This window comes from Amycolatopsis bullii (assembly GCF_014654205.1).
In the GTDB taxonomy this organism is placed as follows: domain Bacteria; phylum Actinomycetota; class Actinomycetes; order Mycobacteriales; family Pseudonocardiaceae; genus Amycolatopsis; species Amycolatopsis plumensis.
Window position 1 is genome coordinate 38,806 of record NZ_BNAW01000057.1, and the last position, 18,265, is coordinate 57,070.

Annotated in this window: 16 protein-coding genes; 13 read left to right on the forward strand and 3 right to left on the reverse strand. The window is 71.6% G+C overall.

Translation table 11 applies throughout. The features are described from left to right. Nucleotides 1-26 precede the first annotated feature (26 nt). From IE317_RS38475 to IE317_RS38500, 6 genes are all read left to right on the forward strand, one after another. A complete protein-coding gene (locus IE317_RS38475; RefSeq protein ID WP_191316295.1) occupies nucleotides 27-1,916 on the forward strand; it encodes an intein-containing Rv2578c family radical SAM protein in 1,890 nt (629 codons plus the stop codon). 201 nt (nucleotides 1,917-2,117) lie between these two features. After that, nucleotides 2,118-2,720, forward strand: a complete 603-nt coding sequence (gene merB, locus IE317_RS38480; protein ID WP_191316296.1) for an organomercurial lyase — start codon at nucleotides 2,118-2,120, stop codon at nucleotides 2,718-2,720. 135 nt (nucleotides 2,721-2,855) lie between these two features. Then, nucleotides 2,856-4,631, forward strand: a complete 1,776-nt coding sequence (gene aspS, locus IE317_RS38485; RefSeq protein WP_191316297.1) for an aspartate--tRNA ligase — start codon at nucleotides 2,856-2,858, stop codon at nucleotides 4,629-4,631. Next, nucleotides 4,631-5,578, forward strand: coding sequence for a DUF389 domain-containing protein (locus IE317_RS38490; protein ID WP_191316298.1), 948 nt, complete (start codon nucleotides 4,631-4,633; stop codon nucleotides 5,576-5,578). The genes aspS and IE317_RS38490 overlap by 1 nt, the downstream gene beginning before the upstream one ends. Nucleotides 5,579-5,657: 79 nt before the next feature. Next, entirely contained in the window at nucleotides 5,658-6,839 is a 1,182-nt protein-coding gene (locus tag IE317_RS38495; RefSeq protein ID WP_191316299.1) for a phosphotransferase, read from the forward strand. A 756-nt stretch (nucleotides 6,840-7,595) separates the two neighbouring features. Continuing rightward, the gene (locus tag IE317_RS38500) at nucleotides 7,596-8,426 is read left to right on the forward strand and encodes an SGNH/GDSL hydrolase family protein (RefSeq protein WP_191316300.1); all 831 of its coding nucleotides are present in this window, start codon (nucleotides 7,596-7,598) and stop codon (nucleotides 8,424-8,426) included. Here the strand turns inward: IE317_RS38500 and IE317_RS38505 are convergent. The 3 genes from IE317_RS38505 to IE317_RS38515 form a co-directional block, all read right to left on the reverse strand. Next, nucleotides 8,398-9,126 carry a metallophosphoesterase family protein gene (locus IE317_RS38505; RefSeq protein ID WP_191316301.1) on the reverse strand — a complete coding sequence of 243 codons (729 nt, stop codon included), beginning with the start codon at nucleotides 9,124-9,126 and terminating at the stop codon, nucleotides 8,398-8,400. The two genes, IE317_RS38500 and IE317_RS38505, sit on opposite strands and share 29 nt — an antisense overlap. A gap of 62 nt (nucleotides 9,127-9,188) precedes the next feature. Next, nucleotides 9,189-10,397, reverse strand: coding sequence for a cytochrome P450 (locus IE317_RS38510; protein ID WP_191316302.1), 1,209 nt, complete (start codon nucleotides 10,395-10,397; stop codon nucleotides 9,189-9,191). A gap of 31 nt (nucleotides 10,398-10,428) precedes the next feature. After that, on the reverse strand, nucleotides 10,429-11,124 hold the full coding sequence (locus IE317_RS38515; RefSeq protein WP_191316303.1) for a TetR/AcrR family transcriptional regulator: 696 nt from the start codon (nucleotides 11,122-11,124) through the stop codon (nucleotides 10,429-10,431). 141 nt (nucleotides 11,125-11,265) lie between these two features. Here IE317_RS38515 and IE317_RS38520 point away from each other — a divergent pair, with 141 nt between their 5' ends. From IE317_RS38520 to ruvX, 7 genes are all read left to right on the forward strand, one after another. Continuing rightward, the gene (locus IE317_RS38520) at nucleotides 11,266-12,642 is read left to right on the forward strand and encodes a replication-associated recombination protein A (protein WP_191316304.1); all 1,377 of its coding nucleotides are present in this window, start codon (nucleotides 11,266-11,268) and stop codon (nucleotides 12,640-12,642) included. Between the two features lie 134 nt (nucleotides 12,643-12,776). Further along, a complete protein-coding gene (locus IE317_RS38525) occupies nucleotides 12,777-13,154 on the forward strand; it encodes a VOC family protein (RefSeq protein WP_191316305.1) in 378 nt (125 codons plus the stop codon). Nucleotides 13,155-13,191: 37 nt separating this feature from the next. Next, entirely contained in the window at nucleotides 13,192-14,037 is an 846-nt protein-coding gene (locus tag IE317_RS38530; protein WP_191316306.1) for an NAD(P)-dependent oxidoreductase, read from the forward strand. A gap of 203 nt (nucleotides 14,038-14,240) precedes the next feature. Further along, complete coding sequence (locus IE317_RS38535; protein ID WP_013224580.1) at nucleotides 14,241-14,627, forward strand: DUF948 domain-containing protein; 387 nt, start codon at nucleotides 14,241-14,243, stop codon at nucleotides 14,625-14,627. Beyond that, the gene (locus tag IE317_RS38540; protein WP_191316307.1) at nucleotides 14,624-14,926 is read left to right on the forward strand and encodes a hypothetical protein; all 303 of its coding nucleotides are present in this window, start codon (nucleotides 14,624-14,626) and stop codon (nucleotides 14,924-14,926) included. Before IE317_RS38535 ends, IE317_RS38540 begins: the two co-directional genes overlap by 4 nt. Before the next feature lie 72 nt (nucleotides 14,927-14,998). Beyond that, on the forward strand, nucleotides 14,999-17,659 hold the full coding sequence (gene alaS, locus IE317_RS38545; protein WP_191316308.1) for an alanine--tRNA ligase: 2,661 nt from the start codon (nucleotides 14,999-15,001) through the stop codon (nucleotides 17,657-17,659). 31 nt (nucleotides 17,660-17,690) lie between these two features. Beyond that, a complete protein-coding gene (ruvX, locus tag IE317_RS38550) occupies nucleotides 17,691-18,152 on the forward strand; it encodes a Holliday junction resolvase RuvX (RefSeq protein ID WP_191316309.1) in 462 nt (153 codons plus the stop codon). The last annotated feature ends 113 nt before the right edge of the window (nucleotides 18,153-18,265 follow it).

The following is an 18,265-nucleotide window of genomic DNA, read 5'->3' on the forward strand; positions in this document are numbered from 1 at the left end:
TCTAGAACATATGTTCGACTGGCGCCGTGCGATGGGATCGGCAGCGGACAGGGGAGGGTGAACCGGCACTGCCCGGGCTCGAGGGCCTGGTGCGCTCGGTGCGGTCACCGGAATTCGACGGCGTCACCTTTCACGAGGTGCACGCCCGGTCGGTGCTGAACAAGGTGCCCGCCGGCTCCGGCGTGCCCTTCGGCTGGACCGTCAACCCCTACCGCGGCTGCTCACACGCCTGCACCTACTGCCTCGAAGGCGGCACCCGGATCCTGATGGCCGACGGCCGGACGAAGGCGCTGTCGGACCTGAAGGTCGGCGACGCGATCTACGGCACCCGCGGCCACGGTGCCTCCCGGCGGCTGGTGCCGACCACGGTCGAAGCGCACTGGACCACCCTGCGCGCCGCCTACCGCGTCACGCTCGAAGACGGCACCCGGCTCGTGGCCGGCGGTGATCACCGGTTCCTCACCAGCAAGGGCTGGAAGCACGTCACCGGCAGCAAGTTCGGCGCCGCCCAGCGGCCGCACCTGGAGCCCGGCGCCGAGCTGATCGGCGTCGGCCGGTTCGCGCCGACGCCGGACGAGACGCTCGGCTACCGGGCCGGCTACCTGTGCGGGATGCTGCGCTCCGGCGGGTTCGCCGCCGAGCCGGACGCCGCCGCGCGGGCGCTGCGCTACCTGCCGGACTTCGGGGCCTCGGTCGGCTTTCTCAAGGTGCCGCCGGATCCGGACGCCCATTGGCAGCGCGGGTTCCTCGCCGGCGTCTTCGACATCGCGGGCGACTACGGCCGCGGTGTCCTCGCGGTGGCGCACGACGAACCCGAGATCGCCGAGGCCTTCACCGCCGCGCTCGCCCGCTTCGGCTTCACCCACCAGCTCGACGAGGTGCCGAAGTTCCCGACGCGCCAGGAAGTCCGGCTGCTCGGCGGCGTCGGCGAGGTCCTGCGGTTCTTCCACGTCAGCAACCCGGCCGTGACGTGGAAGCGGTCCCTCGAGGGCGCGGTGATCGGCGCGAGCCGCCGCCGCGTGGAGGCGATCGAGCCGCTGGGCCTGCAGCTGCCGCTGTTCGACATCACCACCGGCACCGGCGACTTCGTGGCCGACGGCATGGTGTCCCACAACTGCTTCGCCCGGAACACCCACACCTACCTCGAATTCGACGCCGGCCGCGACTTCGACACCCAGGTGGTCGTCAAGATCAACGCCCCGCAGGTGCTGGCCGCGCAGCTGAAGAAGCCCTCGTGGCGGCGCGAGCACGTCGCGATGGGCACCAACACCGACCCCTACCAGCGCGCCGAGGGCCGCTACCGGCTGATGCCCGGCATCATCACGGCACTGGCGCGCTCGGGCACACCGCTGTCGGTGCTGACCAAGGGCACGGTGCTGGCCCGCGACCTGCCGCTGCTGAAGGACGTCGCCCGCGACGTGCCGGTCGGGCTCGCGGTGTCGATCGCGCTGCTCGACGAAGAGCTGCAGCACCGCATCGAACCCGGCACGCCGAGCCCGCGGGCGCGGCTGGAACTGGTGCGCAAAGCGCGCGAGGCCGGGCTGCCGTGCTCGGTGCTGGTGGCGCCGGTGCTGCCATGGCTGACCGACTCCGAAGAGGCGCTGGACGCGCTGTTCGCCCGGCTCGCCGACGTCGGCGCGACGAGCGTCACGGCGTTCGCGCTGCACCTGCGGCCGGGGGCGCGCGAGTGGTTCGGCCGCTGGCTGGCGGGCACGCACCCGGAGCTCGTCCCGCGGTACCGGGAGCTGTACGCGCGGGGCAGTTACGTGCGGAAGGCCTATCGCGAGGGGCTCGCGGAGCGCGTCGGGCCGCTGCTGCGGCGGCACGGCCTGGACCGCAAGTCCGCGTTCGACGCGCGCGGTCCGGAGCTGCCGGCGGCCGAGGCCGCGCCCGCGGAGCAGCTGCGCTTGCTGTGACTCGTGGGGGAGTTGCGCGGGGAGGGGCCGGAGGAACTGCTGCGCCGGTCCTCTGTGGATCCACCGGGTGACGTACTGGGCCGTTCGGGGCGTTCGGGGCCCGGTGTCTTCGGTTTGCGGCAAAATGTCCGGTCGTGTCGTTGTCGTCCCGCCGCACCGGCGCCTAACGTCGAAGGGATCGATCCCGAAAGGAGCCGGACGTTGACGACCTCGCAGACCGACCGTGTCGCGGCCGCCCGGCTCGCCTGGGCCGCCCTCAAGCTGACGCGGGCCGGCCGGCACCCGGTGGGGGTCGACCGGCTGGCCGCGACCGTCGGCGTCACCCCGGCCGAGGCCCGCCGGCTGGTCGAACTGATCGGGTTCACGCTGCACCGCGACCTCGTCTCGACCGGTCCGGCGCCCCGCGGCGCCCACCACCGCCTCGAACCGGCCGAAGGCACCCTCGGTGCGGGCCCGGACGGCACGGTCGACATGTTCCTGCTGGCCATCGCGACCGGCGAGCGCGTCCACGCCGCGGCCGTCTGCCCGGTCACCGGGACGCACATCCGCATCGAGCTGATGCCGCAGGGCATCCTCCTGGTCGACCCGCCGGCGGCGGTGGTCGCGGCCGTCGACCTGGGCTTCGGGCTCGACGGCGTCGACCCGGTGGCCTGCGCGGGGCAGCCGTTCTTCGCCTCCGCGTCCGCGGCCGCGAGCTGGCTGGTCGCGAACCCGGGCGGCCGCATCTACCAGGTGGCGGCCTACCTGGCCCAGGCCCACCGCCTGGTCGCCGCCCTGGAAACCCGCCCCAGATACGTCCTCTGACACACGGGCCGGGCACTTTCACGGGGGAGTGCCCGGTGACCACCGCGCCGGGCCAGCCTGCCGACGTCGTACGCTGGGCAGTTCGTTAGCCTTTCCAGCAGCGAAGACCACCCATGTCGAAGGAGAGCAGTCGCAGTGCTCCGCACCCACAACGCCGGCACCCTGCGTGCCGAGCAGGCCGGACAGACCGTCACCCTCACCGGATGGGTGGCCCGGCGGCGCGATCACGGCGGCGTCATCTTCATCGACCTCCGTGACGCCAGCGGCGTCGCCCAGGTCGTCTTCCGCGAAGGCGAGATGGCCGAGCGCGCCCACGCGCTGCGGTCGGAGTTCTGCGTGAAGATCGTCGGCGAGGTCGCCGAGCGGCCCGAGGGCAACGCCAACGCCGAGATCCCCACCGGCGAGATCGAGGTCCTCGCGACCCAGCTCGAGGTGCTCTCCGAGGCCGCGCCGCTGCCGTTCCCGATCGACGACCGCGTCGACGTCGGTGAAGAGGTCCGGCTCAAGCACCGCTACCTCGACCTGCGCCGCAGCGGCCCGGCCGCGGCCATGCGGCTGCGCAGCGAGGTCAGCCGCGCCGCGCGCGAGGTGCTGCACGCCCAGGACTTCGTCGAGATCGAGACCCCGACGATGACCCGCTCGACGCCCGAAGGCGCCCGCGACTTCCTGGTGCCCGCGCGGCTCAAGCCCGGCTCCTGGTACGCGCTGCCGCAGTCGCCGCAGCTGTTCAAGCAGCTGCTCATGGTCGGCGGCATGGAGCGGTACTACCAGATCGCCCGCTGCTACCGCGACGAAGACTTCCGCGCGGACCGCCAGCCCGAGTTCACCCAGCTCGACATCGAGATGAGCTTCGTCGAGCAGGACGACGTCATCAAGCTCGGCGAGGACATCGTCTCCGCGCTGTGGAAGCTGATCGGGCACGAGATCCCGCGGCCCATCCCGCGCATCACCTACCACGAGGCGATGGCCAAGTACGGCTCGGACAAGCCGGACCTGCGCTTCGACCTCGAGATCACCGACATGACGGAGTTCTTCGCCGACACGCCGTTCCGCGTGTTCCAGGCCCCGTACGTCGGCGCGGTCGTCATGGCGGGCGGCGCCGACCAGCCGCGGCGCCAGCTCGACGCGTGGCAGGAGTGGGCCAAGCAGCGCGGCGCCAAGGGCCTCGCGTACATCCTCGTGAACGAGGACGGCACGCTCGGCGGCCCGGTCGCGAAGAACCTGTCCGAGACCGAGCGCGAGAACGTCGCCGCGGCGGCGGGCGCGAAGCCGGGCGACTGCATCTTCTTCTCCGCGGGCAAGGCGTCGTCGACGCAGCCGCTGCTCGGCGCCGCGCGCGACGAGATCGGCAAGCGGCTCGGCCTGATCGACGAGAACGCCTGGTCGTTCGTGTGGGTCGTCGACGCGCCCCTGTTCGCGCCGGTCGAGGACATCGGCGACGACGTGGCCGTCGGCTCCGGCAAGTGGACCGCGGTGCACCACGCGTTCACCTCGCCGACCCCGGAGTGGATCGACAAGTTCGAGCAGGACCCGGGCAACGCACTGGCCTACGCCTACGACATCGTCTGCAACGGCAACGAAATCGGCGGTGGCTCGATCCGTATCCACCGCGGCGACGTCCAGAAGCGCGTCTTCAACCTCATGGGCCTCGGCGAGGAGGAGGCGCAGGAGAAGTTCGGCTTCCTGCTCGACGCCTTCCAGTTCGGCCCCCCGCCGCACGGCGGCATCGCGTTCGGCTGGGACCGCATCGTCATGCTGCTGGCCAAGGCCGACTCGCTGCGTGACGTGATCGCGTTCCCGAAGACCGGCGGCGGCTACGACCCGCTGACCGCGGCGCCGGCACCGATCACCGCGCAGCAGCGCAAGGAGGCCGGGATCGACGCGAAGCCGGCCACCCCGCCGCAGAACTAGTGCTGCACCTCAGGGCCGTGTGCCCGCCGGACGAGACCGCCGAGGCGCTAGACATCCTGCGGGCACACGCCGGCAGCGCGCACCTCGTCGTGCACCGCGGCGCCGCCGTGGAGCCCGCGGGCGACCTGATCGAGGCCGACATCGCCCGTGAGGCGGCGGACGAGATCATCGACGCGCTGTGCGGCCTCGGTCTCGACCACACCGGCGGGATCACGTTGGAAGCGCTCGACACCGCGCTGTCCGACGCCGCCGACCGGGCGGAAGAGGCCGCGCCGGGCGAAGCCGCGGACGCCGTCGTGTGGGAGGAGCTGGTCGCGCGCACCGGAGAGGAATCCCGGATGAACGTGACGTTCCTGGCCTTCCTCACCATCGCCTGCCTGCTCGCCGCGGCCGGCGTGCTCACGAACTCCGCGGTCACGATCGTCGGCGCGATGGTCGTCGGCCCGGAGTTCGGGCCGCTGGCCGCGTTCGCGGTCGGGCTCGTGCTGCGCCGCTGGGACCTCGTCCGCCGGGCGGCCGCCGCGCTGGGTGCGGGCTTCCCGCTGGCGATGGTCGTGACGCTGGGCGGCGCGCTGCTCGTGCGCGCGACCGACGTCTTCGGCGAAACGGCGTTCCGGCTGGAGAACAACCACGAGGTCGACTTCGTCTTCTCGGTCGGCGTGCCGTCGCTGGTCGTCGCGATGCTGGCCGGCGCCGCGGGGATGCTCGCGATGACGTCGGCGAAGTCGGCCGCGCTGGTGGGCGTGTTCATCTCCGTGACCACGGTGCCGGCCGCGGGCTACGCGGTCGTCGCGGCCGTGGCGGGGGAGTGGAGCCGGTGTCTCCAGTCCGTCGGTCAGCTGCTGGTCAACCTTCTCGGAATCGTTGCAGCTGCGGCCATTGTGTTGATCGTGCGCCGGAATGGGCAACGTTCACCGGTGGGAACGCGTCCGCTTTCACGCGGGTGATGCGTTTCCGGCCGGGATGCTCCTTCTTGTCCGGATGTCAGTAGTCATGGTTGCTCAGTCACGAGTAGGGTCGGTGACAATGACAGTCGACACCTCCTCCGCCGGCGACGCTGGAGTCGGGGCAGGAGCCGAGCAGCTCGCCATCGCCGCGGCGGTCGCGGCGGGCGAGTCCGTTCTCTCGCGCCGGTTCGGCAGCGCGATCACGTTGGTCGGGCCCGAGGACCTGGCGGGAAGCGGCCCGGCCACGGTGGTCCGCGCGCGGGTGGTGTCGTCGTTCGCGCTGCCGCGCACGCTCGTCATCAAGCACTACCCGGACCCGCCGGAGTCCGGCGCCGACCCGTTCGCCCAGGAGGCGGTCAGCTACCAGCTGTTCACGGCGCTGGCCCCGGACGAGCGGATGTGCCCGGAGCTGGTCGCCCACGACGGCCGCGACCGCGTGCTGGTGCTGGAGGACCTCGGCCGCACGCCGACGCTGGAGGACAAGCTCTACGCCCGCGACTCCCGCGCGGCCGAGCGGGCGCTGCTGTCCTGGGCCCGGTCGCTGGGCCGCCTGCACGCGAGCACGGCCGGCCGGGAAGCGGACTTCAACGCGTTGCTGCGGCGCCTCGGCGGCCCGGCGAAGGGCGACTCCGACGGCGTCGACGAGCTGTGTGCGCGGGTCCCGCCGCTGATCCAGAAGCGCTTGGGCATCCCGGTGCCGGACGAGGTGCGCACCGAGGTGACGACGGCGGTCGAGCACTCGCGGGCGGCGGGGTTCCGGGCGTTCAGCCCGGTCGAGCTGAGCCCGGACAACAACCTGGTGACCGGGCAGGGGGTCCGGTTCCTCGACTTCGAGAACGGCTGCGTGCGGTCGGCACTGGTGGACGCGGCTCACCTGCGGTTGCCGTTCGCCGGCTGGCCGGACGCGCTCGCCCTGCCGGCGGGGATGAGCGAGGCGATGATCGCGGCGTGGCGGGCCGAGGTGGTCGGGGTGTGGCCCGCGTTCGCGGACGATGACGTCCTCGCGACGCACTTGACCGCCAGCGAGCTGGTGCGGGTCTGGCTGATCACGGGCGAGGAGCTGGGGTCGCTGAACCTGTCCCGCCACGCGGCGCCGGTCAGCCGGGAGGCGGCTTTCGTGACCTGGTGGCGGGATCTGGCGAAGCATGCCGGGTACGTTCGGATGACGGCGGTGTCCGAGTTTGCGGCTCGGGTGGCGGCGGCGTTGGCGGCGCGGCTGGGGCCGCATGCTGATTTGGCTTTTTATCCAGCGTTCCGGTGAGTCGGGGTGTTGTCCACAAGCTTGGCGGGGTGTGGACAACCAGGGTCTGATCAGCGGTTTTGTCGGCGGTCGCCGGTAGACTGGAACTGGGACCGGCCCCTGGGGTGGGTGGGTTCTGTGTCGGGGGAGGGGGCTGCAGCCTCTCAGGTGCTCGATCGGCGTGAACGGGACGCTGACGCCCAAAACCTGCACCCCACCCAGACCCCTCCCTGCACCCCGATCCGAAGCCAGAACACGGCCGGTGGCGCCGGGTCAAGGCACGCTTTCCCGCCTCGACGCGGTGCTACCGGCCGTCGTCACAATCGCGGCTTCGGGGTGGTGGGCACCGAACTACCAACCGGCCCGCTTTGCCGGAAACTCTGCCAGAGGGTGCTGCCGGGCTTCTGTCTGCCGGGGTTTCCCCGCCGGCCCGAACGCCGGATTGTTCAACGGCCGCCAGGTTGTGTCAAGGCGGGAAAGCGTGCCTTGACACAACCTGGCGGCCGTTGAGGCGGCTGCGTATCGGGTCGGCAGGGGGGTGTGGTTGGTGGGGCGCTGCTGGTGTCGCTCGCTCCCTTCGCCTGCGCCGGTCCCCGCGTCTTGAATGACTCATTCCTGACTTGGGATGACATGAATGACTCATTCCTGGCGTTCGCGCTCCCCGCCCCGCCGCCCCGAACAGGACATATCCGGCTCCTGTGAGCTGCGCGTCAAGAATTAGGCCCGGTGTCGCAGGCGTGTTACCTCGTCCTCACCGGGTGTGAGCCTGGGTGGCCGATGGTCGTGCACGTGACCGTGATGAGCGTCGATGTCACCGCCCGGCCCGAGCCGCCCGAACCCTCGCTCAAACGAGCTCGGCGGCTGGCCGTCCTCGGGGACTCCACCGCCGTCGGCCTCGGGGATCCCCTGCCGCGGCGGGGTGGCTGGCGCGGGGTGGGCCCGTTGGTCGCCGCCGCTCTCGGTATTGAAAACAGCGGCTATCTCAACCCCTCCTTCGCCGGGGCGCGGATGCGGTGCGTGCTCACCGAACAACTTCCCGCCGCCGTCGCCCACCGGCCCGATGTCGCCCTGGTCGTCGCCGGCATGAACGACACGCTTCGGCCGGACTTCGACGCCGGCCGCGTTGCCGCCGACCTCACCGAAGTCATCCAGCGCCTGCGGGCGACCGGGACCACCGTGGTGCCCGTCCGCTTCCACGACCACAGCAAGGTCTTCCGCCTGCCGCCGTCGCTCAAACGCGCTCTCAGCGCCCGCGTCGCCGAACTCAACTCGGCCATCGACGACGTCGTCGCCCGGGAACGCGTGCCCTGTCTCGACCTCGACCGGCTGCCCGGCGCCTACGACCTGGTGTCCTGGAGCGTCGATCGGCTGCACCCCTCCGAACTGGGCCACCGCATGCTCGCCGACGGCTTCACCGGACTGCTCGCCGACGCCGGGTTCGCCGTGCCGGAACCGGTGAGCCTCACCTGCAGCGGCGGCGCCGAACCGAGCACCACCGGACACGTGGGCTGGCTGGTGCTCAAGGGAATCCCGTGGCTCTGGCGCCGCGGCCGCGAATTCCTGCCCTACGCCGCCGTCATCATGTGGAACTCGTTCCGCGCCCGCTGAACACCCGCAGCGCTTCGACGTCCGACGCCGGATGGCGGACGAAGGAGTCCGCCCACTCCTCGATGCCGGGATAGCCCGACCGCGAAACGAGGAACCGGCACGCCGCCTCGACGTCGTACTCCGTGCGCCGCAACTGGACGCCGTCGCCGAGCAGCGCCCAGTGCGCACCCGTTGCCCCGTACGGCATTCCGACGCTGCCGGGGTTCACCACCAGCCGCCGGTCCACGAGCCGCACGAACGGCATGTGCGTGTGCCCGCAGACGATCGTCGGCTCGGCCACGCCCTCCAGGACCTCCGCCCAGCGCTCCGGGGACGAGTCGACGAGCACGATCTCCGTGTCGTTGCGCGGGGTAGCGTGGCAGAACAGCACGCCGTCCAAGGTCTCCGTCAGCGGCAACGCGTCGAGCACCGGGAGATCCGCCGGACGCAGCTGCTGCGCCGCCCACGGGAAGATCGGGTCCGGGACGAACGTGCCGCCGGTGCGCGCCGATTCGGCCAGTTCGCGGTCGGCGTTGCCGCGCACCCACACCGCGCGGTCGCCGAGTGCCTGGAGCCGCTCGAGGGTTTCCACCGGCATCGGCCCGGCGAGCAGGTCGCCGAGCAGCACGATCTTCTCCGCCGCCCGGACGTCCGGCTCCGCCAGGACCGCCTCCAACGCGGGGAGGACCCCGTGGACGTCCGCCAGCACCGCCACCTGCACCGGTCCACCATGGGCCACGCCGAGCGCCCCGGGCGAGCGATTTCGCCCAGGGCGCAACCGGCCTACTTCGTCGTGAGCGGCAGCTCACGCACCCCGGTCATGTTCGGGTTGACCTGGAACTTCGGCGGCTCGCCCGGGATCGTGCGCAGCACCGGGTAGCGGTCGAACAGGATGTCCAGCGTCACCCGGCCCTCCAGCCGCGCGAGCGGTGCGCCGATGCAGAAGTGGATCCCGCGGCCGAACGCCAGGTGCGGGTTCTCCGCGCGCAGCGGGTCGAACGTGTCCGGGTGGGGGAACACCCGCTCGTCGCGGTTGGCCGCCGCCACCCAGCAGAGCAGCATCTGGTCCGCCGGCACGGTGACGCCGCCGATTTCCGCCTCCCGCGTGGTCGTGCGGGCCACCGCCGCGAACGGCGTGAGGTACCGCAGCGACTCCTCGATCATCGGCGGCACGAGCGAGCGGTCCGCGCGCACCCGCTCGTCCCACTCCCGGTGCGTGTCCAGGCACAGCACCGCGTTGCCGAGCAGCATCGTGGTGGTGATGTGGCCGGCCAGCAGCAGGATGTTCGCGAAGTTGACGACGTCGGAGTGCGACAGCCGTTCGCCGTCCAGCTCGGCCTCGACCAGTTTCGTCAGCAGGTCTTCCCGCGGCTGCTTGCGCCGCTCGTCGACGTGCACGCCGAGGTAGTCGGCGAGCGCCTTCTGGCCTTCCATGGACGACCGGATGGCCGCGTCCTGGTTTTCGTCCTTCTTCACCAGCGAAACCTGGTTGGCGGATTCGAACATCTTGTCCACCCAGCCCTTGAACAGGGTCCGGTCGCCGGCCGGGACGCCCAGCAGTTCGGCGATCACGATCACCGGGAGCGGGTAGGCCAGGTGCTCGACCAGCTCCAGCCGGTCGCCTGCCGGGACGGCGTCCAGCAGCTCGTGGGTGATCGCGGCGATCCGCGGCTCGAGGTCCGCCACCACCTTGGGCGTGAACGCGCGGCTGACGAGCTTGCGCATCTTGTTGTGCAGCGGCGGGTCCAGCTGCAGGATGCTGCCCGTCGACATGTCGTAGTCGGGGTCCGGCATCAGGTCCTTCGGGATCAGCCGCGTCGTGTCGGACGAGAAGGTCGCCGGGTCGCGGAGGATCGTTTCGATCTCCGGGTGCCCGTAGACGTTCCACATCCCCAGTTCCGCGGCGAACTCGATCCGCTGTTCCGGCTGCTTCCCCCGCAGCCAGAACTGGGCCTCGTGGAGTCCCCAGGTGTCGGCCAGTGTGCTGGTCATTTCCGCCCCTTTCCCCGGTGTGGCCCCCGGATCAGCCGGAGGCCCTGGTGGGATCGTGTGCGTAGATCCCGTTGCGGTAGCCCGAGACGAGCTCCTCGAGCGTCGAACTCAGTTCCGCCGCCACTTCCGCGACCGCCGCGGGATCGGGCTCGCCGGGCGGTTCGAACGCGGCACGGATGACGTGCGCGAGGGCTTCGGCCCTCGCCTCCAGCGGGATGTCGTCGAACTCGTCGCTGAGCGTTCCGCCGACGTAGAAGCCGACCGAAGTGGCGTTGAGCGCGAAGGACAGGTTCGGGACGTCCGTCCGGACCAGGCCGTGCCGCAGCATCGTTTCCTCGAACTGCGCGCGCAGTTGGTCCTGCTGCTTCCGCAGGGCGAGATCGCCCATCGAGCCGAACATTTCGGCGTTGCCGCGCAGCATGGCCATCACCAGCGGACGGCGGTGGGTGGTGAGGAACGACGTCGAGATCATCCGGTGCGGGAGGATCATCGCCGGGTCGGCCTTGATCGCGCTCAGGATCTCGTCGGTGAGATCGGCCGATTCACGCAGCATCAGCGCCTGGAACAGCAGCTCCTTGTTGCGCCAGTGCAGGTAGACGGTGCCCTTGCCGATCCCGACCGCGCGCGCGATGTCGTCGATCGCCACCTTGCGGTAGCCCATGCGCAGCAGCAGCTCGCCCGCCGCGTCCAGGATCCGGTCGGCGCGCTCGCGGTTGGGATGGCTCATGCGTTTCCACCTGTGGTTTCGTTGAGCATTTGACCGGTTGACTCAAATCGCACTTTCGGTCAACCGGTCATCCAGACGGTAGCGCTCTTGTGGAGGCCGGGGCAAGAGGTTCTGTCGGTGGGGTCGGTTAACGTCATCGGTGTGGCACAGGACGAGCTCTTCACCGTGAACGCCGACATCGCGCCTCCGCCGGAGCGCACGACGTCGAACGCGGGCGCGGAACCGCAGGCGGACCCGGCCAGCTCGCCGCTGGCCGTGCGGATGCGGCCGCGCTCGCTCGACGAGGTCGTCGGCCAGCAGCACCTGCTGCGCGAAGGCGCCCCGCTGCGGCGGCTGGTCGAGGGCGCCGCGCCGGCGTCGGTGCTGCTCTACGGGCCGCCCGGCACGGGCAAGACGACGCTGGCCAACCTCGTCTCGATCGCCACCGGCCGCCGGTTCGTCGCGATGTCCGCGCTTTCGGCCGGCGTCAAGGAGGTGCGCGGGGTCATCGAGGAGGCGCGGCGGCGCCGTCAGTACAACACCGAGAACACGGTGCTGTTCATCGACGAGGTGCACCGGTTCTCCAAGACCCAGCAGGACGCGCTGCTCGGCGCGGTCGAGGACCGCACGGTGCTGCTGGTCGCGGCGACGACCGAGAACCCGTCCTTCTCGGTCGTGTCGCCGCTGCTGTCGCGGTCGCTGGTGCTGCAGCTGCGCCCGCTGACCGACGCGGACATCACGGAGCTGATCGAGCGCGCGCTGGCCGACGAGCGCGGCCTCGGCGGCGAGCTGACCCTGACCGAGGATGCCCGCGCCCACCTCGTCCGGCTCGCGGGCGGGGATGCGCGCCGTGCGTTGACGGCGCTGGAGGCGGCCGCCGACGCGGCGTCGGCCACCGAGGCGAAGACGATCGACCTGGCCATCGTCGAGTCCACAGTGGACAAGGCGGCGGTGCGCTACGACCGCGACGGCGACCAGCACTACGACGTGATCAGCGCGTTCATCAAGTCGATCCGCGGGTCCGATGTGGACGCCGCCCTGCACTACCTGGCCCGGATGATCGAAGCGGGCGAGGACCCGCGTTTCCTCGCGCGGCGCCTGGTCGTGCACGCCAGCGAGGACATCGGGATGGCCGACCCGACGGCCCTGCAGTCGGCAGTCGCGGCGGCGCACGCGGTCCAGTTCATCGGCATGCCGGAGGGCAGGCTGGCGCTGGCGCAGGCCACCGTGCACCTGGCGACCGCGCCGAAGTCGAACGCGGTGATCAAGGGCATCGACGCGGCGCTGGCGGACGTCCGCGCGGGGCTGGCCGGAACGGTGCCCCCGCACCTGCGCGACGGGCACTACGCGGGAGCGAAGAAGCTGGGCAACGCGCAGGGGTACCGCTACCCGCACAACGTGCCCGAGGGGGTGCTGGCCCAGCAGTACCCGCCGGACGAACTGGTCGGCCGGGACTACTACGAGCCCACGCAGCGCGGTGCCGAGCGCACGCTGGCCGAGCGCGTTCCCAAGCTGCGCCGGACGATCCGCGGGGAGTGAGGCGTCCGGGGCCCTTTTGAACGCCGTTCACGCGGAACATGGGCCGCGGCGGCCAAGATCATCGGAGTTCGTAAACTTCCCCCTTCAGGTGGCCCGAACACCGCGAAGGCCCCGCGACGGCAGGAGGCGTGCCCGTGCCCGCGACGCTGCAGTGCATCGTCCTGGACTGCCCGGAACCCCTGTACCTCGCCCGCTTCTACCAGGCCCTGCTCGGCGGCGAGGTGGACCGGCCCGACCCGCGGTGGCGCGTGGACGAAGACTGGTCGACCCTGCACGTCGGCGGAATGGTCCTGGGTTTCCAGCGGGCCCCCGACCACCGGCCGCCGAGCTGGCCGGACCCCTCCTTCCCGCAGCAGTTCCACCTCGACTTCGAGGTCGACGACTTCCGCGAGTCGCACCACGTCGTCCTGGCCAACGGCGGCCGGCTGCTCGACCCCGACCTCGGCGGCCGGGGCTGGCGCGTCTACGCCGACCCGGCGGGCCACCCCTTCTGCCTGCTCGGCGACTACTGAGCGCGCGGCCGCGGCCCGGCTCGGCGACGATGGCGGCATGACTGTCGCGTTTCTCGGAACCGGGATCATGGGCGCCCCGATGGCGGCCAACATCGCCGAGGCGGGCCTCGACGTCCGCGTCTGGAACCGGACCCGGGCCAAAGCCGAACCCCTGTCCGACGTCGCCACGGTGGCCGATTCGCCGTCCGCCGCGGCCGACGGCGCGGACATCCTCGTGACGATGCTCGCCGACGGTTCCGCCGTGGCCGAAGCGTTCGAAGCCGCTTCGCCTGCGTCGGGAACGTTGTGGCTGCAGATGAGCACGGTCGGCCTCGACTGGACCGACCGCCTCGCCGCGATGGCGGAGGAGGCGGGGGTCGTGTTCGTCGACGCCCCGGTGCTCGGCACCCGGCAGCCCGCGGAACAGGCCCAGCTGCTGGTGCTGGGCTCGGGCCCGGAGGAGTCCCGGCCGGCGGCGACGCCGGTGTTCGACGCGGTCGGCATGCGCACGATCTGGCTCGGCCCGGCGGGCCGCGGCAGCCGCCTGAAGCTGGTGATGAACGCGTGGGTGCTCGCGCTGACCAACGCGACGGCGGAGAGCCTGGGCCTGGCCCGCGCCCTCGGCCTGGACCCGGCCCTGTTCCTGGAGACGATCAAGGGCGGCGGCCTCGACGTCGGCTACGCGCACGTGAAGGGCGGCGCGATGCTGGCGGGCGAGTACCCGGCGTCGTTCCCGGCCGGGCTGGCGGCGAAGGACGCCCGCCTGGTGGTGGAGGCCGCGGGCGAGGAGGTCGACGTGGCGGGGGCGAAGGCGGTGCTGGCCCACCTGGAGGCGGCGGTCGAGGCCGGGCACGGAGACGAGGACATGGCCGCGCTGTACCGCGCGGTGCTGAAGGAGCGGTAGAAAACCGGCCCCGGTCGCCGGGGTGCCCCCCGTTTCCACTCTACCGGCGGGCACCGACAGTTTCCGCGGCCCGGGCCGCGCTCCGCCGGCCGGACCGGCTCCCGGGCGAGGACGTTTTCCGGGCCCGGCGGGGTGACACGGTCGGGGACCGGCCCAGGCGGTAACCTCAGGCGGCATCCCGACCCCTGAACCGAGGAGGGCCCGTGTCGGCAGGGCAGATCGCCGCGTTGATCGCCGCAGGAGCATTCGTGGTGCTGGTCGTCCTGCTGGCGATCCCGCTGATCAAGCTCGGCAAGACGCTGGACGCGGCCACCGAGGCGATCGAGCGCACCAACAGCAACACCGATCCGCTGCTGATCGGCGCGAACGAGACGATCACGCACGTCAACACCCAGCTCGAGCGGGTGGACGGGATCACCGCGAACGCGCAGGCGGTCACCGGCAACGTCTCCGCGCTGGCGTCGGTGTTCACCGCGACCCTGGGCGGCCCGCTCGTCAAGACCGCGGCGCTGTCCTACGGCCTGTCCAAGGCGATCAAGGCGCGCAAGAAGAAGAGCGCCTTGAAGGCCGCGCGGAAGGCCGGCAAATGAAGCGGCTGTTCTGGCTCGGCGTCGGCGTCGTCACCGGGGTCGTGCTCTCCCGCAAGGCCGCCGAAACCGCTCGTCAGGCCACTCCGGCCGGGTTAGCATCGAACCTGGGGGACGCCGTGCGCGAGCTGGCCGGCGCCGTGGGTTCGTTCGGCGCCGAGGTGCGCGCGGGCATGAACGAGCGGGAACAGGAGCTGCACGACATGGTCGAGGAGCGGACGGGCGTGACTGCGCCCCGCGCCGAGGGACGGCACGCGGCCGCCCGGCGCCCGGTCCGGCGAGCTCGCCGGGCGGAGGGCTGATCCGGGCCTGCCCGGAACCCTTCCGCCGTCGCCGCCACTCCGCTGCCGAACCACAGCCACAAGGACTGACCCGTGGACACTCACGAAATCACCGACCGTTTCCTGCGCCATTTCGAAGGCCGCGGCCACACGCGCGTGCCCAGCGCGCCGCTGATCCTCGACGACCCGAACCTGCTGTTCGTCAACGCCGGCATGGTGCAGTTCAAGCCGTACTTCCTCGGTGAGGCGCCGCCGCCGTACCCGCGCGCGACCTCCGTGCAGAAGTGCGTGCGCACGCCGGACATCGACGAGGTCGGCAAGACCACCCGGCACAACACGTTCTTCCAGATGGCCGGCAACTTCTCCTTCGGCGACTACTTCAAGGAAGGCGCCATCGAGGCGGCCTGGGAGCTGATCACCAAGCCGCAGAGCGAAGGCGGCTTCGGCCTCGACCCGGACCGCATCTGGGCGACCGTCTACAACGACGACTCCGAGGCGGCCGGCCTGTGGCGCAAGCTCACCGGGCTGCCCGGCGAGCGCATCCAGGCCCGCGACGGCAAGGACAACTACTGGGACATGGGCGTGCCCGGTCCCGGCGGCCCCTGCTCGGAGATCTACTACGACCGCGGCCCGGCGTACGGCCGCGAGGGCGGCCCGGTCGCCGACGAGGACCGCTACATCGAGATCTGGAACCTCGTCTTCATGCAGGACGTCCGCGGCGACCTGAGCCCCAAGCTCGGCCACCCGCCGATCGGCGAGCTGCCGAAGAAGAACATCGACACCGGCATGGGTGTCGAGCGCGTCGCGACCATCCTGCAGGGCGTCGAGAACGTCTACGAGACCGACCTCGTGCGCCCGGTGATCGGCCGCGCAGAGGAGTTCTCGGGCCGCCGCTACGGCAGCAACCACGCCGACGACGTCCGCTTCCGCGTCATCGCCGACCACGCCCGCACCGGCGTCATGCTCATCGGCGACGGCGTCACCCCGGGCAACGACGGCCGCGGCTACGTGCTGCGCCGCCTGCTGCGCCGGATCATCCGCTCCTCGCGCCTGCTGGGCGTGCACGAGCCGGTGCTGCAGGCGTTCGCGGCGGTCGTGCGCGACACGATGGGCCCGACCTACCCCGAGCTGGTCTCCGGCTTCGACCGCATCAACGAGGTCGTCCGGATCGAGGAGGAGGCCTTCCTCTCGACCCTCACGAGCGGTTCGCGCATCTTCGACCTGGCGGCCGAGGAGACCAAGCGCGGCGGCGGCGACGTGCTGGCCGGCGACAAGGCGTTCCAGCTGCACGACACCTACGGCTTCCCGATCGACCTCACCCTCGAGATGGCGGCCGAGCAGGGCCTGACCGTCGACGAAGAGGGCTTCCGCACGCTCATGAACGAGCAGCGGACCCGCGCGAAGGCGGACGCGGCGGCCCGCAAGACCGGCCACGGCGACCTCTCCGAGTACCGCAAGGTCCTGGAGCAGCACGGCGAGACCGAGTTCCTCGGCTACACGGACCTGCAGGCCGAGGCGAAGGTCGTCGCGCTGCTCGAAGACGGGCAGCCGGTCCGCAGCGTCTCCGCGGGCAAGAAGGCGGAGCTGGTCCTCGACCGGACGCCGTTCTACGCCGAAAGCGGTGGCCAGGTCGCCGACACCGGTGTCCTGCTCGGCGACGGCGTCGAGCTGAAGGTGCTGGACGTCCAGAAGATCGTGCCCGGCCTGTACGTGCACCGCGTCGAGGTCGTCGACGGCGAGATCGGCCTGGACTCCAAGGTCACCGGCTCGGTCGACGCGCACCGCCGCCTGTCCATCGAGCGTTCGCACTCCGCGACGCACCTGGTGCACGCGGCCGTCCGCGGCGCGTACGGCAAGCGCGCGGCGCAGGCGGGTTCGCTGAACTCCCCGGGCCGCATGCGGTTCGACTTCACCACGCCCGGCTCGGTCTCCTCCGACGTGCTGACCGAGGTCGAGGAGGAGGTCAACGACTACCTCCAGACCAACGTCGAGGTGCAGAGCTACACCACGACCAAGGACAAGGCCCTCGAGCTCGGCGCGGTCGCGCTGTTCGGCGAGAAGTACGGCAACGACGTCCGCGTGGTCGACATGGGCGACTACTCCCGCGAGCTCTGCGGTGGCACGCACGTCGACCGGATCGGCCAGCTCGGCCTGGTCAAGCTCGTCTCCGACGCCTCCATCGGCTCGGGCGTGCACCGCGTCGAGGCGCTGGTCGGCACGGACGCGCTGAAGTACGTCCGCAAGGAGCAGCTGCTGGTGTCGCAGCTGGCGAACACCTTCAAGGTCCCGTCGGACCAGCTGCCGGGCCGCATCGACGACGTCCTGACCCGGCTGAAGAACGCCGAGAAGGAGATCGCCCAGCTGAAGACCCAGCAGGTGCTGGGCTCGGCGGGCGCGCTGGCGGGCAAGGCCGAGGAGATCGGCGGCTTCTCCGTCGTGGCCGAGGTCGTGCCCGACGTCGACGGCAACGGCCTGCGCGCGCTGGCCTCGGACATCCGCGGCCGCCTCGGCACCCGGCCGGGTGTCGTGGCGCTGTTCTCGCCGTCCGGCGACAAGCTGAGCTTCGTCGTCGCGACGACCGAAGCGGCCCGCGACAAGGGTGTGGCCGCGGGCAAGCTCGTCCCGTCGTTCGCCGAGAAGATCGGCGGCCGGGGCGGCGGCAAGCCCGACATGGCCCAGGGCGGTGGCACGAACCCGGCCGGCGCGGCCGAGGCGGCCACGGCCTTGCGCGCGGCGATTGCCGGCATTGGTTAACCGCGGAAACCGCGGTCCGGACCGCCCCGGCGTGGGCGATCCGGGCCGCGGCCGTCGGCTCGGAGTGGATGTCGGATCCGTCCGGGTCGGAGTGGCGCTGAGCGATCCGGCCCCCCTGCTCGCCTCGCCATTGGTTACCCTCTCCCGCGATGCGACCGACGACACTGACCTGGACCAGCTGGCCGCCCTCGTCACCGAGCACGAGGTGGTCGAGGTGATCGTGGGCCTGCCGCGAACCCTCGCCAACCGGCAGGGTCCGGCGGCCGAGCTGGCGATCGCGTATTCTGAACGCCTGGCCGGGCGGATAGCGCCCGTGCCGGTCCGGCTGGGCGACGAGCGGCTGACCACGGTCACCGCATCCCGCATCCTCTCCCAGCGCGGGGTCAAAGGCCGCAAGCAGCGTGCGGTGGTCGACCAGGCCGCCGCCGTCGAGATCCTGCAGGCCTGGATCGACGCCGCCGCTGCGCACCGCGCCCGGGAGGGAGACCGATGAACGAGCAGCCACCCGAGCCCCCACGCGGGCGCCGGCGACTGCGCGAGCCGGAAGCGGCCACCCCGCCGCCGTCCCGGCCCGCACCGCGCCGCGCCGACCCGCGGACCGCGGAC

Coding starts and splice junctions, on each gene's coding strand:
- IE317_RS38495 (WP_191316299.1), top strand. CDS start 5,658: ATGACAGTCGACACCTCCTCCGCCGGCGACGCTGGAGTCGGGGCAGGA.
- IE317_RS38500 (WP_191316300.1), top strand. CDS start 7,596: ATGGTCGTGCACGTGACCGTGATGAGCGTCGATGTCACCGCCCGGCCC.
- IE317_RS38510 (WP_191316302.1), bottom strand. CDS start 10,397: ATGACCAGCACACTGGCCGACACCTGGGGACTCCACGAGGCCCAGTTC.
- IE317_RS38515 (WP_191316303.1), bottom strand. CDS start 11,124: ATGAGCCATCCCAACCGCGAGCGCGCCGACCGGATCCTGGACGCGGCG.
- IE317_RS38530 (WP_191316306.1), top strand. CDS start 13,192: ATGACTGTCGCGTTTCTCGGAACCGGGATCATGGGCGCCCCGATGGCG.
- IE317_RS38540 (WP_191316307.1), top strand. CDS start 14,624: ATGAAGCGGCTGTTCTGGCTCGGCGTCGGCGTCGTCACCGGGGTCGTG.